Below are 16231 nucleotides of genomic sequence, written 5' to 3'. Positions count from 1 at the left end.
TTCGCGCTTTCGCGTTTTGGAATTTGCTTGCCTGACATCTATTTAACCGCTAACCAGAAGTGTAAACGGTTTTTTCGGTTAGAAAAGCTTAAGATTCACGTCGAGTTGGGGCGGGTTATGGTTTTGGTTGGAGTGGGGGGATGTAAATAATGGACGGATGTGCGTGCTCAGGGGCTTACGCGGGTAGGAGGCCCTTACGATCGCTGTTGTCCCCGGATTTCTTGATTGATAACCCCTGCATAGGGGGAAATCCGTGGACAAAGGCGAGCGCTCCGCTTCTCCAGGGCCTTCCTACCCTCTTCAGCCATTGACCACTGTGGGACCATCACATCATTTACATATATAGATAGAAGAAGGGAAGGGCAGAATCAAATGAACATACAGATCGTGGCGGTTGGGAAGCTCAAGGAGAAGTATTGGGTGCAAGGCATTGCGGAGTATGCCAAGCGATTGGGGCCTTATGTGAAGCTGCAGCTTACAGAGGTAGCAGACGAAAAAGCCCCCGAGACGATGAGCGCGGCGGAGGAAGACCAAGTGCGTCAGAAGGAAGGTGAGCGTATCCTTGCACAGATCAAACCAGATGCGCACGTTATCGCATTGGCTATCGGCGGGGCACTCTGGTCGTCAGAAGAGCTGGCCTCCCAAATGGACAAGCTGGCCACCTACGGGCGCAGTCATGTCGTGTTTGTCATTGGGGGAAGCAACGGGCTGTCCCAAGCGGTCCTAGCGCGTGCACAGCAGCAGTTGAGCTTTGGACGGATGACGTACCCGCATCAACTCATGCGGCTAATGCTGGTGGAGCAGGTGTATCGGGCGGTGAAGATTAATCGGGGGGAGCCTTATCATAAGTAGCGGCAAGTTCATCAGACAAAATAGAGCACTTTCAAACATGAAGTTATTCAATACTTCTTCTAAACTGAAACAGAAAGGAGATGAGAATGAGTGGAGTCACTTCGATTAATTCGGCAAGCGATAGATTACGTGGAAGAGCATCTGCACACGAACATTGGAATTGAAGATATCGCTAGAGCCGCGATGTCATCGAAGTACCATTTTCAGCGAATGTTCCATTCCTTGACGGGTTTTACGGTATCTGAATATGTTCGCAACCGTAGGCTTACGCTTGCGGCGCAAGAACTGGTAGGAACGGATGTTAAGGTCATCGATATTGCATTGAAATATGGTTATGAGAGTCCGGAGGCATTCGCTAAAGCATTCCAACGCATACATGGCGTAACTCCGCTGGCGGCAAAGAAAAGGAATGTCAAGCTCAAAGCGTTCCCTCAAATCTCCTTTCAAATTCAGATCAAAGGAGAAACAGAAATGAACTATCGGATTGTAGAGGAGAAGGATTCAACAATTATCGGAAAGGACGTTGTCATTCGTAAAGACCCCTTCACGGAGATACCGGCTTTTGTAGAGGAGATTTGGACGAATGGCACGCATGATCGGATTAACGAAGCAATTGGCCGGCCTGTAGGAACTCTATTAAGTGGCTATCACTTCGATTTTAGTGAGGATGGAACTAGGAAGTATTTAATGGGGGCCGAGCTTCCGGAAGGAATGGAAGCCGTAGAGGAGCTGACGATCCTTCATATTCCAATTCAAACCTATGTGGTGATCGACGGGCTAGATATTCAAGATGTCTGGAGACGTATTTATTCGGAGTGGTTTCCATCTTCAAACTTTGAACAAGTGGAAGGACCATGTATGGAGAAATACTACTGGGTGGATAAAAGCCAGAACGAATCCGTGTGTGAAGTATGGATTCCAGTTAGAAGAAAGGAATAATTTCACCATTTGGCCTCAACTATGGGGCCTTTTCTTAACTTAATCGCTATCGTTAGCTCATCTTCATTGGGTTCTTCGCTTCGTAATAGAACGTGCATAGAAACTTTTCAACAATTGGAAAAGTTGCTGCATATTGATATTATACCAACTAATAGGGCCAGTGTCATGCTGAAATCCGAAAAGGGGTTGTCTGGATGTTCAAGATAGGGGCGTTTGCCAAACTGAGCGGCGTGACAGTGAAGACGCTGCGCCACTACGATGAAATCGGACTGTTAAAGCCTGCACAAGTGGACGAAGAGTCAGGATATCGTTTGTATTCAGCAGAGCAACTGCTAACCATCCGTCGTATCGCTGGTTTCAAAGAACAGGGCTTGACCCTTGAGATGATAAGACCACTTTTGATAGGAGGAGCCTCTCTAGCGCAAGCGGAGTACACATTGCTTGAGAAGCGGGAGGAATTGGAACGACAGATACAAGAGGCTCAGCGGCAACTACTAGAGGTCGATGAGCGACTCGAACGGATCGAACACCATGAGGCGGTTGCAGAGGAAGGGAAGTTCTTGCTCCGAAGCGTGGAGCCGGTTTTAGTCGCATACGTCCGTGAAACTGTGCCGAAAAGCCAACTGTGTCTGCTGCTCGATGAACTGAAGCAGTATGTCCGCTCACAGGGTGAAGAGACAGACCGTGAGATGACAATCGTCTGGCACAGGAAGGCTGATAGCAACGAGGAGCCTTCGGATATCGAGGTCGCTATTCCCGTCTCAAGTCCAATCCCTATTAGCCACAGGGTGAAAATTCATCAATTACCCAATGTGAAGGAAGCTGTCTCTTATACCCATCACTGCGACCCCTATAAAGACAATTGTAACGCGAGCGAGACGATACGGGCATGGATCGTTGACAAGGGCTACCGGCCACTCGAGACGATCCCGGTCCGAGAGGTTTATCTGACGCCGGACAAAGATATCTACGGCCATCTGAGAGTGGCAGAGGCAATCATACCGGTCGAACGAATCTTAGAAAGAGGGTTAGAATCCACTCCTTGACTCTCCCCTCTTGGGGAGGGTTTATTATGGTATCGACCATATGACAAGGAGAGGATTTGCAAATGAATTTGAAACGATTGAAAGGTCAAATCGCAGTCGTTACTGGAGCCAGCCGAGGAATCGGGAGAGGGATTGCGCGACGTCTTGCTGCTGAAGGTGCGCTTGTGGCCGTACATTATGGCACACGGATTGATGCGGCTGTAGAGACGGTCTCCGCGATAGAAGCAGCAGGTGGTAAAGCTTTCGCCATTGGCGCCGAGCTGGATTCCCTGGACGGAGTTGAGCTGCTCCTTCAGAGCCTGGATGAGGAACTTATCCGCAAGACTGGAGCTAACCAATTCGATATCTTGGTCAACAATGCTGGAATTGGTACATCGTCGTCATTAGAAGAAACAAGCGAAGAGGAATTCGATCGGCTGTTCGCGATCAACGTCAAGGCGCCATTCTTCCTCGTCCAGCAATCGCTTGGGCGACTTCGGGATGGAGGCCGCATCATCAATATCTCATCCGGGGTGACACGAATTGCCTATCCGCATATCATGGCCTACAATCTAACCAAAGGTACCCTCAATACATTCACCTTACACCTGGCCCAGCTTCTAGGTCCGAGAGGTATTACCGTGAACGCTGTTATGCCAGGTATCATCGATACCGAAGTCAATGCGTCGTGGCTGCATACCACTGATGGTCGTAAAATGGCCGAAGAGATGTCAGCGCTTGGACGCGTCGGCAAGCCTTCTGATATCGCGGACATCGTCGCCTTCACGGCTTCGCCGGATGGTCGATGGGTAACGGGACAGATGATTGATGCGACCGGTGGATCGCATCTGTAAGATAGGTGGGCCTAGTAGTGTGTATAGGTAACAAGTTTAAGGCCATCCGCTTAGGATGGCCTTAAACTTGTTCGTTACAGACAGCGAGTTGAACCATGGGAATAGTGGAAGCAATGGTGGTTTATCCACTTAGTTTGTTTACTAGACAAACTAAGTTTCAACTGCTATTATATTGGTAAACGTTTACATTAACACAACTCGAGACCCTAGTGTTATACCCGGTTCTATCTTCAAATGGAGGGAGGAGCAATGCCGTCATGGATCAAAATATGAAACAAGCGATAATCAGGGGAGAAACCTCGCTTGGTATCGAATTTGGTTCTACACGCATCAAGGCTGTGCTGATGAATCACAATTGTGAAACCATCTGTTCCAGTAGCTATGAATGGGAAAATCAATTGATTGATGGTTATTGGACGTACCATCTGAATGAAATTATAAACGGGCTGCAAGAAACCTATCATCAATTAAAGCAAGAGGTTGAGAATCATTATGGCGTAACCCTGCAAACAATCGGATCCATTGGATGTTCTGCCATGATGCAGGGCTATATTGTACTTGATCAAGCAGGGGAGCTGCTGGTTCCGTTTCGAACATGGCGTAATGCCACAACGGGTACAGCCGCATTGGAGCTAACCGAGAAATTCCAATTCAAAATTCCTCAACGCTGGAGTATCGCACATTTGTATCAAGCGATTTTGAACGATGAAGAACATGTCCATCACATCGATTATATGACGACTTTGTCGGGTTATATTCACTGGCTGTTGACTGGCAACAAGGTTCTGGGTATCGGGGATGCCTCGGGTATTTTCCCAATCGATGAGTCTGCACAGCAATATAATGAAACGATGTTGAAGCAGTTTGCTGATTTAATTGCCGATAAAGACTACCCGTGGAGTCTTAAAGATATTTTACCTAAATTTTATCCTGCAGGTAATCATGTTGGCTATCTCCATGAAGCTGGTGCTCGATTATTAGATCCATCAGGTAACCTGCAAGCAGGTATTCCGCTATGTCCTCCAGAGGGAGATGCCGGAACGGGCATGGTCGCTACGAATAGCGTCAAAAAGCGTACCGGGAACATTTCCGCAGGTACGTCGGTGTTTGTCATGATTGTACTGGAGAAGGATTTATCCACGGTGTATCCGGACATTGACATCGTAACTACACCTGATGGCTGCCCTGTCGCCATGGTTCTAGCCAACAACTGCTCCAGCGAGATTAATGCTTGGCTCGGCTTGTTCGGTGAATGCTATGAAGCATTGGGGTTGAAAATCGATCGGAATGAGTTATTCAGCGTCCTGTTCAACAAAGCGCTGGAAGCAGACGCGGATGGCGGTGGCTTGTTGAGCTACGGCTACTATTCAGGTGAGAACATTACCGGGTTTGCACAAGGCCGTCCGCTATTCGTTCGTTCTCCACAAAGCCACTTCAATCTGGCTAACTTTATGAGAGTCCAACTGTTTACCGCGTTTGCTGCACTAAGGCTCGGGATGGATACGTTGACACAGAAGGAGCAGATAAAGATTGACCGTATTGTGGCGCATGGTGGATTGTTCAAAACGCCGTTAGTCGGTCAAAAAATGTGTGCCGCAGCACTGAATGTCCCTGTGTCGGTCAGGTCAACAGCTGGGGAAGGTGGCGCGTGGGGCATGGCAATTCTGGCATCCTATATGCTTCATAAGGAGCAGGACGAGGGGTTGCCTGATTACCTTGCCACTAAAGTATTCAACAATGGTGAAGGACAAGAGGTTGATCCAGATAGTGCAGATGTGCAGGGCTTTGCCTTGTTTATGAGACGTTACACGGAAGGACTGGCAATTGAGCAGGCAGCGGTAGATCATTTTGTGGTCTCTAAAGTCTTCGAATAAAATTAACAAAACGCGCTAGAACCATAAGTGGTTTGGCGCGTTTCTTATCCATCTAGAAGAGTTGCTTGTCATCTGTCTTCCTCATCGATATTGGGGGAACGGTGGACGGCTCCCCACTCACATAGCCCCTCAAGAATGGGGAGCAGGGTTTTCGCTTTGTCTGTAAGGCGGTACTCAACCTTTGGAGGGACTTGGGGGTATTCTTTCCGATCCACCATTCCATCCTGCTCCAGCTCCTTAAGCTGTGAACTCAATGTCTTGTACGTGATCGCCCCGATTTGCCTCTTCAGATCGTTAAAGCGAACCGGCTCGTTCTCCGCTAGCAGGTAGATGATGACCATCTTCCATTTGCCGCCAATGACCGACAGTGTATATCCAAAGGGAGTGTCTTGGAGACGCTTCACTTTGCCCCTATATTCAGACATACCCATGCTGACACTATCCTTTCTGCTAGTACCTATCCTAAAAGTGCGTACTATTTTTTTGATTGCCTTCATCTTATACTAACCATACTTCGAACGAAAGGAGAACACAAATGAAAATAGCACGAACGTTTAATCACGGTGTGGCATGGGAGGAAGCGAGCGGCATATCCCAGGGGTATTCATTTAACGGCATGATCTATGTCTCAGGTCAGTTTTCCCACGATATGGAGAGCACATTCGTTGGTGCAGGGGACATTGAGGCGCAGACCAGGCAGACGCTTGAGAACCTAGATCGTGTACTTGCGGGGTTCGGCGTCACCAAATCAAACCTTGCGTATGTAGAGGTGTACCTGACAGACGTGAAGGGGTATTTTGAGCCTTGCATCCGGTTGTTTAGAGAATATATGGGGGAGCACCGTCCTGCCGGCAGCCTCATTGGCGTGTCAGAGCTAGCGTTTCCTGAGCAACTCATTGAAATAAGCGCTGTCGCCCATACGTCATAACCCAAGGACAATGCCGGCTCTGTTTTGATAATTCTCAGTCTAGATACCTCCTGCAACAGAGCCCTCTATGTCTGCTTTCAATTGTTCAAACCATGCTAGATTAACCAAGTGATGGGAACGGGAATTTTCGTTCATGCGGCGGTAGTAATCGATTGTACCGGGAAGTTCCTGTGTGTTGGACAGGTACTCATCCAGGAGGGCGATTCGGGTTTTAGTCTGGTCTAGTTGCGACTGGATCAGTTGCAGCAATTTGTTTTTGTCGTATTCATCGGCAAAGAGCAGTGCCCCATAAAATTGCAGGTTCACATATTCCGATTTGGTACCATACTCGACCATTAATTTTTCGAATTCAGCCATCCCCGATTCGGTGATTTTAAAATTCCGAATGTCGCGCCCACTGGTTGAAGGATGCTGCGGAATCTGTTCAATCCAACCTTTTTCTTCAAGTTGCTGCAGATTGTAATAAAAGGAGCCTTTCGTGAAGTTGACAATGTATTTGTAATGGCGTTTTTCCATGAAGGCCAATAGTTCATAGCCGTGAGCGCCGGGGTTTTGGATAAGTAAGCCAAGGATCAGTAAGGGGATCACGGCTGCATCACCTTCGCCATCTGCGCCTCGAATTCTGCGTACGTGAGTTTACCTGAAGCCAAATCCAGGCTATGAAGGTAAATCTGTTCTGTTTTCGAATAATTTCGCTCCACTTTCAGCGATTGCTCCTCCCCTGGGATAGGCTCCAGGACATGGCACTTTCTCGAAAAGGCTTCGAAATAGCGGTAGCCGAATTTGCGTTGCGAAACTGCGTCTACATGAATGCCATCAGGATTTGCGGTCAACTCCGCCGCTGTTACAAAATAACAATTTGGCTGATTGTTAGCGAATGTCTGCAATTGTCCATTGACCTGTCGATACTCGGTCGCGTTCTGTCCAAAACCGGTCTTCCCAAGGAAATCACCAAGTCCGCCAATGATCAACGGCACCTCATCAAGATTCAATTCGTTTCTTAGGGTCTCGATGATAAGGGTTAATTTCTCGTAATACGTTTCATGTAGCGAACGATAACTGTCGCTCTCACCCTGGTGCCACAGGATTCCGCAGATTTGACTGGACCGCAAAGCGAAGCGAGCTTCGGACAAAGCATGCTGAAAAAGGATGCCTTCCGGATGCCAGTCATTCAGGGAACTGCCACCTTCTGCACAAGGAATCAACCCAATTTCTTCATCAGGATTGGCTTTCGACCAGGCATCGGCGAACGACGCCGCCAAGCTTATACCGGAGACCGGACGGTCATAATTAATCGGCTCTGTCATCATCTGCCACTGTCCATTCCGCAGCATTTTTATTTTTTCATGATAGATAGGTTCGACTTCATGCAGGAATCCACGGCCTGCCATATTAGACTGACCTAACATTAAAAATGATTTTATCATTTCATCTTCACTCCTTCATACAACAACCATAGTCTAATTGGACTAGAAGTATTATATAGTCTAATTAGACTATAGTCAATTCTATTAAAAGGATAGACACTAGGCTCCATAGGTTCACCTCACCTTTCTCTGAATCCTACCCGAATGGGTGATGTTTATTTTGCGAATATCGCCTTATAGTAAGGCATAGTGTCGATAATTGGCGAAAACGCATCAGAATGAAAAAGAGGAGTGAGGCTGGTTTATGGTTATAGGTAACAATCAGAAGTTTCTTAAAAAGGGTTTTTTAATTCTACTCTTGGTATTGGTGATGTGGTCCTCCATGTCGTTCCCTCTGCGGGTATCAGCCGCTGACCTTCCCAAGGACATCAGCCAAATGTTCAAGTGTGCGGATGAGAATAAATTATGCTCCTTCCCGGGGACGCAAGACGTGTATTTCGGCGCGAATGGATCCTATGCTTCTGTTACTCGTACCGAAGGCGTTTGGTGTGAAGTCATTTCTATCGGTACTGATCCCGCTTATAGTACACCGAAAGCATGTTACGTGGCTCAAGGGGGCGTGCAGTACGACAGGAATGGTCTGGTGTACGGGAACGATCCGATCGACAGTCATACCTATGAAGTGGGAGATCCGGTTACGGTTCTGGACATCGAGGAGCGGACGAGAGCAGGCTATACCTTCGATGGCTGGAATACGAAAGCGGATGGAACGGGGACTCATTATGATGTAGGCGAAATCTTCTCTATAAGGACGGCAATGGTAAGGTTGTATGCGGAGTGGATACCGACGGGGTTGCCGGTTGAGTCTGTGTATGACGGAACGGGTGTGGAGAGCGATCCTTATCAAGTGGCGACACCCGGCCAACTCGACATGGTCAGAAACTATTTCGGAGAAGGTGTATACTTCCAATTAACGGCTGATATTGACTTGAGCGATTATCAGTCGGGAGCAGGTTGGACGCCGATTGGGGATACGAATCGTTATTTCGAGGGCAGCATGGACGGCAACGGATACAAGATCACCAATCTCTCGATAAATCGACCAACAGATTATTACTTGGGGTTATTTGGTGTTATATATAATTCCGACATTACAAATATGAAACTGGAAGATGTGGATATTAAGGGGGGCTTCGCTGTTGGCGGCTTGGCAGGTTACAACGGAGGAACGATCAGCGACAGTTCCGTCGCGGGAACTATAACAGGAGACGAGAGTGCAGGCGGACTAATTGGATACAATGAGGGAGCGATTAATAACAGCTATACCACGGGAAACGTAACAGGAGGCAGCTTAGTAGGCGGACTGATTGGATACAATGCAGGATCAATTGACAGCAGCTATAACACGGGAAGCGTAACAGGAAGCAATGCTCGTATTGGCGGCTTGGTAGGCGAAAATTGGGGGGGTGGGATTAGCAACAGTTATACCACGGGAAGCGTAACAGGAGGCAGTATGGTAGGCGGTTTGGTGGGCATAAATGCAGGAACGGTTACCTATAGCTACGCCACGGGGAGGGTATCAGGAGAAGAGGATGTAGGCGGCTTGATCGGTCTGAATCAGAGCACCGTCGGCCAAAGCTTCTATGACTTGGATACATCCAACCAATCGGATACGGGCAAAGGCGACGGAAAATCGACTAGTGAAATGAAGACGGAAGGCACCTATACGGATGCAGGTTGGGACTTTACGAGCATCTGGGGGATCGACGCCTCGCTTAATCATGGATACCCTTATCTGGGAGCGATCCAAAAGATTGTATCGTACGACGGGAATGGCAGCGACAGCGGAATGGTACCGACGGACAGCACCCTCTACTGGCTGGGAGAAACGGTCAACGTACTTCGTCCTGAAGAGCCTTTCGGCAAGACGGGCTACACGTTCGCGGGCTGGAACACGCAGGCCGACGGCAACGGTACGAACTATGCCGCAGGCGATACATTCATGATGGGAACGGCGAATGTAACCTTGTATGCGAAGTGGACAGCTGTACCGGCAGGGTCTGTGTTTAGCGGAACGGGAATAGAGAGCGATCCTTATCAGATTGCAACCCCTAAACAATTAGATAGGGTCAGAAGCTATCTGGACACCGGCTTGTATTTCAAGCTTACGGCAGATATTGATCTGAGCGAATACCAGACTGGAGAAGGCTGGACGCCCATTGGGAACCTTGATCATCCATTCCAGGGTCACATGGATGGCAACGGACACAAGGTCACAAGCCTCTTGATTAATGGATCCGATAATTTCTTGGGGCTCTTTGGTTCCCTAGGGCAGCATGCCCGGGTGACCGGTATGAAGCTGGAAGATGTATATGTCAAGGGTTACTTCTCTGTTGGTGCTCTGGCAGGTATGAATAACGGAGCAATCGATAACAGCTACTCCACGGGAAGCGTAATAGGGGAAGGTTATTATACAGGGGGGCTGGTAGCCAGAAATGAGGGCACGATCGACAATAGCTATGTCGCAGGAAGTGTAACGGGAACAGCGCTAGTTGGCGGTCTGACAGGCCGAAACGATGGAACGATCAGCAATAGCTATACCACGGGAAGTGTAACAGGAAGTGAGGTAGTTGGCGGCCTGACAGGCCGAAACGATGGAACGATCGGCAATAGCTATACCAAGGGAAGTATAACGGGAGAATCGCTAGTAGGCGGCTTGACAGGTGAGAACGATGGAGGAACCATCTTCAACAGCTATGCCGCAGGCAGCGTAACAGGAAACTTCGATGTTGGGGGCTTGGTAGCCGAAAATTACGGAACGATCAGCCACAGCTTCTATGATATGGAGACCACTCGTCAATCGGATACAGACAAAGGCGAAGGCAAATCGACTCAGGAGATGAAGATGCCAAGCACCTATGCAGATCCGAGCTGGGACTTCGCGGGCATCTGGGGGATCGACGCATCGCGCAACAACGGATATCCGTATCTGCGGACGATCCACAAGTTCGTGAAGTACGACGGGAATGGCAGCGACAGCGGCAGCGTGCCTGCGGATAGCGGCTCCTACTCGCAGGGCGCAACGGCAACTGTACATGGCAACACGGGGAACCTGTCGAAGTCCGGCTACACGTTCGCGGGCTGGAACACGCAGGCTGACGGCAACGGAACGAATTATGCCGCAGGCGATACGTTCACGATGGGAACGGCGAATGTAACGTTGTATGCGAAGTGGAAAGTCGTGAATATACCGGGCAATGGATCGACGACTTCTAGCGGATGGACGCCTTCCAGCGACAAAGTCACCTCGTCGAATGGCAAGCTGACGCTTCCCGTCGGCAAGTCGGGCGAGGTCAGCTTGGACGGGAAGGTCAAGATTGTCGTTCCTGCCGGCGCTGCCCGCCAAGAACTGAAGATCACGATGGAAGTCGCGGCGGATACAGAGAAGCTGCTCACCAGCCAAGATGTATTGGTCACCCCAATCTATGAAATTCTGAAAAACGTCACGGAAAACTTCAATAAGGACGTTACGCTTACCTTTACCTTCGATCCGGACAGCCTGAAGGATGGTCAGACTCCTTCTGTCTTCTTCTATAATGAAGTCGAGAAGACGTGGGTAGAGCTCGGAGGCGTGGTGAGTGGCAATACGATTGTTGTATCGGTGGATTACTTTGCGAAATTTGCGGTTTTCGCCGTAGGCGAAGAAGTAGATGTAACGGAGCCCGAGACGCCAAGCATTCGACTCAGCGATATCTCGGGACACTGGGCAGAGATGAATATGAAGCAAGCGGTAAGCCTGCACATCGTCAGCGGTTATCCGGACGGCACGTTCAAGCCGAACGCAACGGTAACGCGTGCGGAGTTCGCGGTCATGCTGATGAATGCGTTGAAGCCGGAACAAGACGGCACCGCGCTTACATTCGCCGACAAGGAGCAGATCGGCGTCTGGGCGCAGAAGGCAGTAGCGCAAGCCGCGCAAGCTGGCATCATTCGTGGATATGAAGACGGCACCTTCCGTCCGAATGCCCACATTACACGTGCCGAGATGGCGGTATTAATCTCGAATGCGCTGGGACAGTCCGCGCAAGCGACGACGGCAACCAGCTTCACGGATGACAAGGATATTCCGGCCTGGGCAACAGGCGCAGTGGCGGCCATGCACAAGCTGGGTATCATCGAAGGCAAGGGAGCGAGCCGCTTCGCTCCGGGAGACCATGCGACAAGAGCAGAGGCTGTAACGATAATCCTGAACATGCTGGCGCAAAAGGTCAAGTAACGTAACAAAAACAGGGCTGCATGGAGTCAAACTCCAAGCGGCCCTGTTTTTGTTTTAGTCTAATACCCCTAATTCCTTGGAGCGTTGCAGCGCTAACACGCGATTGTTGACGCCAAGCTTCTTGTACGCATTCTTAATATGATACTTTACGGTTTCACTCGAGATATACAGCTGAAGGGCAATATCCTTGTTCGGCAACCCGTCCGAGATGAGTTGGAGCACCTTGATTTCTTGTTCCGTCAGCAACGGTTTGACTCCGGTGGACGATTGGGCGCGATGCGGCTGCAACGCTTGAAGTAGCTGTCTCACATAGGCGGGAGGAACCGCGTGCCGCTGTCGGGCGCGATCCGAGCGCTTTACTGTCAGATAAGTGGACAGCAGCTCGGTCATGATCTCGCCTTCATCGACAAAGCTTCGAATATATCCATGAGGCTCGGCCAATTGCAAAGCGAGCTCCAACGAAGCAAGAGCATCCGCCGCTCTGCCCGACCGTTGAAGGATGACGCTTTGCAGAATGAGTACCTTGATCCGATCGCGGAGACAGTCCGCCTGGCGCAGCAACGGATTCAGACGGCTTAATACGTCCAACGCTTCATCGAATGCTCCGCTTGCCGCGAGCACGCGCGCGAAAGCCAAGTACTCCAACACGCGCTGGAGCGGGACGTCATCCGTATCCGCTAACCCGCATCGCCTCAGCCAATGGAGCGCAGCCTCGGTTGCACCTTGCCGCAGGGCCAGACAAGCTTGCTCGGCTTCGATCTTCAACAGGAACAATTGATAATCGGGCGTATCGAGCTGCGACTTCAAGTCCGCGAGCAGTTCAGCGGCCCGATTCTGATTGCCGAGCGCTTGTTGGATCCATGAAGAGGTCGTAGCGACTTGCAGGAAAATCCGCGCATACGGCCGAACATCCCTGCGTCGAAGCGCCAGCTCTGCATACCGTTCCGCCTCCTCAAGCCGATCCCACTCGTACAGCAGCTTGCTGTAAGCAGCGAGGAAGGTACCCGCGAGAGGATAGGATGTCTTGTTGCCCAAATCAACCACCCATCGGGATAAAAAAACATCGGCTGCATGCAGATCGTTAATATGCACCAAAAAATCCGTAAACGGGTCATAGCCGACATATTGATAGCGCCACATCGTTTGGAACATGCTTCCCTCCGGCATATAGTGCTCTACCCGCTCGTAGTATTCGGAGGCTTTGACCAAGTCCTTGTGCAGGAACGCGTCGACCGCGCTGAAGAAGTAAATATTGCCCATGGCTTGCTTCCACTCGGCTTCTGGCAGTTTACCTTCCAGCGTCTGAAACCGAGCCCGCGCCTGTCCGATTCGGAAAGAGGCCGCTTCGTGATCCTGTGCGCCCGACAGTACGGTTATATAGAACAGCTCGACCATGGGCTTATCGGCGAAGAGCGGTTCCGGTATAGCTGACATCCACCGAATCAACGAGATGCTCTCCGAGTGAACTAACGCATCAAGATTTGTCTCGATCCATCGAACGGCATCCCCGTAGTGCCCGCCGGCCAAATAATGCTCCATCGCTTCCTCGCCCAACCCGGCATCCTCGAGCCAGTTCGCTGCGTTACTATGCGCTGGCACCCAGTGGCTCGAATCCTCTCTCGCGCCCATACGCTGTAGGAAGTCCGCAAACAAATGATGATAACGGTACCAATTCCTCTGATCGTCTAGAGGAATGATGAATAGATTCAATTGCTCCAATCTCTCAAGATACTGCTGACTATCCTGCCGTCCCGTTACGGCTTGGCACAAGGAATGATTCATTCGACTTAGAATCGAGGTAGCGATGAGGAAGGCGCGCATCTCTTCCGATAAATGGGTGAACACTTCTTCCAGCAAGTAATCCGAAATAAGATGCTGTCGGCCATTAAATTGATCCATTGTGTCGGCTATATTTGCGCTTTGCTTCAGGGAGATCGCCGCCAGCTCCAATCCGCTGATCCAGCCTTCGGTCTGGTGATGCAGCTGCGCCACTTGCTCCGACGTTAACGGTAAATCGGTCGTATCCCGGAAGAAGTGATGTCCCTCTTCGAGCAGGAATCGCATATCCTGCATCGTAATCTGATGGAATTCGCCCTTCGCTCGAAGTCGTGCCGTCGGGATCGCCAAATCGCCGCGGCTCGCGATATAGAGATGAATGCGTGAGGGCAGCCGTTCAATTAAGTAGGATAAAGCATTGTGAATATCGGGGTTTTCGATGAAGTGATAGTCATCTAGCACAATTACAAGCTCGCCGGCGATTCGGTCCAAGTCATTCAGCAATGCAGGTATCGCATGCTCCAACGACGCCCATAACCCCTTCTCGATCACGGCGCGGACCCCTTCGCCGAAGCTTGGGACCGCCTCCTGTATAGAAACAGTGATAACGCTCCAGAATTGCAAGTAGTCATTATCGCGTGTATCCAGCGAAATCCAAGACACTCGCGTCCCGCATTGCTTCGCCCATTCGCTTAACAAGGTCGTCTTGCCGTAACCGGCTTGCGCGGATACATGCGTAAGTTTCCCGTACAAGCCCTCCGTAAGCATCCGCGTTAACCGCGGACGAGTAATGACGTTTCGCCGCACATGGGGGATATGAAGCTTCGTCTGTACAATCATTGATCTCCTCCGGCATCTCCGTTCTCTTGTTCTATGCTATACATTCGACGAATTTCGAGCTTTTCCTGTTGTGATTTCGATCGATCCATGAGCGTTTCTATCGCCAGCTCCCAAGCTGCTTGAGAGCCTATATTTCCACTTCTTCAGAATTTCTTTAGAAAGATCATCAGAAGCAACTAAGAAAATTCTTTTACACTAGACTCACGGTTTAAAAATGCTTGAAAACCTAGGAGTTGATGATTGTGGAACTCATCATGACTTTGCTAAGTCATTATGGATACTTATTATTTTTTATAGCATTTTGTTTAGGCCCGTTTGGGATACCTGTCCCAAATGAGGTGACGATAGTGACAGCCGGCATTTTGACCTCGCAGGGAATATTGAATCCTTGGTTGACAATTGGCTCCATTCTAAGTGGCATGATCACAGCTGTAACCATTGGATATTGGTTTGGTCGTCTGGCAAGCAAGCACTCTTTATTCAGGAGACTCAGTGGTCATAGAAGTTATAAGCAAGCCGAGCGACTATTTGTTAAACGTGGCTCCATTCTTCTTGCGTTTGCCTATCTCCTTCCGGTCATTCGGTACTTCGTGCCAGTAATTGCTGGTGTTAGTGGCATTCCCTTTAAACGTATATTTTGTATTTCATACCCTTGCGCCATCTTATGGGTGGTGTCGTTGTTTTTACTCAGTCGTGCTTACAGCCACGAAGTATGGATAATTATCAACCATCTTAACGAGACATATGTAGGACTTGCCGCTTTGCTTCTACTCCTGCTGTTGGTACTGCGTCGTGTATTTTTCGGTAAAAACCTTCCTGTTGAGAGCCGTTCAACCTATCCACATTAAACTTGACGCAAAGGGTGTGACGAAAGCACGATGAAACAACAGATATTGTTTTTTAAGAAATACCTGAATAACCCCAAACACATTGGCAGCGTGGCACCCAGTTCTCGATTCTTAGCTGAGCGTATGTTGAATGCAGCCCCATGGGGTCAAGTCAAAACTATTGTAGAATTAGGCTCTGGAACGGGAGCCATTACACGGGCGCTGGCACAATGCACCAAACCTGGCATGAGAGTCATGCTGTTTGAAAAGGATGAAGATATGAGAGTAAGGCTTCAACATGAGTTTCCGCATTTTTTGTGCGAAGGAAATGCGATGAAGTTAGTGTACCATCTGAATAGAAATAATATCTATAGCGTCGATTGCATTTTTAGTGGTTTACCTTTCTTTAATTTCTCAACGGCCATACGAATGCATCTTATTAAACAGATTCACGAATCACTCAAGCCAGGAGGTACTTTTATTACGTTTCAGTACTCGCTACAAATGAGAAAACTACTCTCGAATTTTTTTGAAATCGAACGAATCTCCCTAGTCCTGTTAAATTTCCCTCCTGCTTTTGTTTATGTATGTAGGAAGCGGGGTCGGGGAGAATGATTGCGCTCGGTATGGTGGGAATGCTATCCTGACAAAATAACTGTCAGAAGAGGGGGAG

Annotated in this window: 13 protein-coding genes; 9 read left to right on the top strand and 4 right to left on the bottom strand. The window is 49.3% G+C overall.

Annotated elements, in window-relative coordinates:
• The first annotated feature begins 372 nt into the window (after window positions 1-372).
• From rlmH to F556_RS0113275, 5 genes are all read left to right on the top strand, one after another.
• On the top strand, window positions 373-852 hold the full coding sequence (gene rlmH, locus F556_RS0113295; RefSeq protein ID WP_020617456.1) for a 23S rRNA (pseudouridine(1915)-N(3))-methyltransferase RlmH: 480 nt from the start codon (window positions 373-375) through the stop codon (window positions 850-852).
• Window positions 853-981: 129 nt separating this feature from the next.
• Window positions 982-1791, top strand: coding sequence for an AraC family transcriptional regulator (locus F556_RS33955; protein WP_245583058.1), 810 nt, complete (start codon window positions 982-984; stop codon window positions 1789-1791).
• A gap of 194 nt (window positions 1792-1985) precedes the next feature.
• Window positions 1986-2837 (top strand): MerR family transcriptional regulator, encoded by an 852-nt coding sequence (locus tag F556_RS33950; protein WP_020617454.1) that lies wholly within the window; start codon window positions 1986-1988, stop codon window positions 2835-2837.
• 62 nt (window positions 2838-2899) lie between these two features.
• Complete coding sequence (locus tag F556_RS0113280; RefSeq protein WP_020617453.1) at window positions 2900-3670, top strand: SDR family oxidoreductase; 771 nt, start codon at window positions 2900-2902, stop codon at window positions 3668-3670.
• 257 nt (window positions 3671-3927) lie between these two features.
• Window positions 3928-5544, top strand: coding sequence for a xylulokinase (locus F556_RS0113275; RefSeq protein ID WP_020617452.1), 1617 nt, complete (start codon window positions 3928-3930; stop codon window positions 5542-5544).
• A gap of 68 nt (window positions 5545-5612) precedes the next feature.
• Here F556_RS0113275 and F556_RS0113270 read toward each other — a convergent pair whose 3' ends face one another.
• A complete protein-coding gene (locus F556_RS0113270) occupies window positions 5613-5975 on the bottom strand; it encodes a winged helix-turn-helix transcriptional regulator (protein WP_020617451.1) in 363 nt (120 codons plus the stop codon).
• Between the two features lie 104 nt (window positions 5976-6079).
• On the opposite strand from F556_RS0113270, the gene F556_RS0113265 reads away from it, so the two are divergent.
• Complete coding sequence (locus F556_RS0113265; RefSeq protein WP_020617450.1) at window positions 6080-6472, top strand: RidA family protein; 393 nt, start codon at window positions 6080-6082, stop codon at window positions 6470-6472.
• Between the two features lie 39 nt (window positions 6473-6511).
• Here F556_RS0113265 and F556_RS0113260 read toward each other — a convergent pair whose 3' ends face one another.
• Complete coding sequence (locus F556_RS0113260; RefSeq protein WP_020617449.1) at window positions 6512-7060, bottom strand: PadR family transcriptional regulator; 549 nt, start codon at window positions 7058-7060, stop codon at window positions 6512-6514.
• A complete protein-coding gene (locus tag F556_RS0113255; RefSeq protein ID WP_026297273.1) occupies window positions 7057-7899 on the bottom strand; it encodes a sialate O-acetylesterase in 843 nt (280 codons plus the stop codon). The genes F556_RS0113260 and F556_RS0113255 overlap by 4 nt, the downstream gene beginning before the upstream one ends.
• A 559-nt stretch (window positions 7900-8458) precedes the next feature.
• On the opposite strand from F556_RS0113255, the gene F556_RS36270 reads away from it, so the two are divergent.
• Window positions 8459-12115: an S-layer homology domain-containing protein gene (locus F556_RS36270; protein ID WP_169447581.1), complete on the top strand. Its 3657-nt coding sequence runs from the start codon at window positions 8459-8461 to the stop codon at window positions 12113-12115.
• A 54-nt stretch (window positions 12116-12169) separates the two neighbouring features.
• Here F556_RS36270 and F556_RS0113245 read toward each other — a convergent pair whose 3' ends face one another.
• A complete protein-coding gene (locus F556_RS0113245) occupies window positions 12170-14731 on the bottom strand; it encodes a winged helix-turn-helix domain-containing protein (protein WP_020617446.1) in 2562 nt (853 codons plus the stop codon).
• A 242-nt stretch (window positions 14732-14973) separates the two neighbouring features.
• Here F556_RS0113245 and F556_RS33940 point away from each other — a divergent pair, with 242 nt between their 5' ends.
• Window positions 14974-15579 (top strand): DedA family protein, encoded by a 606-nt coding sequence (locus tag F556_RS33940; RefSeq protein WP_020617445.1) that lies wholly within the window; start codon window positions 14974-14976, stop codon window positions 15577-15579.
• 30 nt (window positions 15580-15609) lie between these two features.
• Window positions 15610-16173 carry a class I SAM-dependent methyltransferase gene (locus F556_RS0113235; protein WP_020617444.1) on the top strand — a complete coding sequence of 188 codons (564 nt, stop codon included), beginning with the start codon at window positions 15610-15612 and terminating at the stop codon, window positions 16171-16173.
• The last annotated feature ends 58 nt before the right edge of the window (window positions 16174-16231 follow it).

The sequence above is a fragment of the Paenibacillus daejeonensis DSM 15491 genome (assembly GCF_000378385.1).
Taxonomy (GTDB): domain Bacteria; phylum Bacillota; class Bacilli; order Paenibacillales; family Paenibacillaceae; genus Paenibacillus_D; species Paenibacillus_D daejeonensis.
Note: the sequence above shows the minus strand (reverse complement) of the source record. Positions and strands in the feature narration are given on the sequence as shown.

Coding starts and splice junctions, on each gene's coding strand:
- F556_RS0113265 (WP_020617450.1), top strand. CDS start 6,080: ATGAAAATAGCACGAACGTTTAATCACGGTGTGGCATGGGAGGAAGCG.
- F556_RS0113245 (WP_020617446.1), bottom strand. CDS start 14,731: ATGATTGTACAGACGAAGCTTCATATCCCCCATGTGCGGCGAAACGTC.
- rlmH (WP_020617456.1), top strand. CDS start 373: ATGAACATACAGATCGTGGCGGTTGGGAAGCTCAAGGAGAAGTATTGG.
- F556_RS0113235 (WP_020617444.1), top strand. CDS start 15,610: ATGAAACAACAGATATTGTTTTTTAAGAAATACCTGAATAACCCCAAA.
- F556_RS0113280 (WP_020617453.1), top strand. CDS start 2,900: ATGAATTTGAAACGATTGAAAGGTCAAATCGCAGTCGTTACTGGAGCC.
- F556_RS33950 (WP_020617454.1), top strand. CDS start 1,986: ATGTTCAAGATAGGGGCGTTTGCCAAACTGAGCGGCGTGACAGTGAAG.
- F556_RS0113270 (WP_020617451.1), bottom strand. CDS start 5,975: ATGGGTATGTCTGAATATAGGGGCAAAGTGAAGCGTCTCCAAGACACT.
- F556_RS0113255 (WP_026297273.1), bottom strand. CDS start 7,899: ATGATAAAATCATTTTTAATGTTAGGTCAGTCTAATATGGCAGGCCGT.
- F556_RS0113275 (WP_020617452.1), top strand. CDS start 3,928: ATGGATCAAAATATGAAACAAGCGATAATCAGGGGAGAAACCTCGCTT.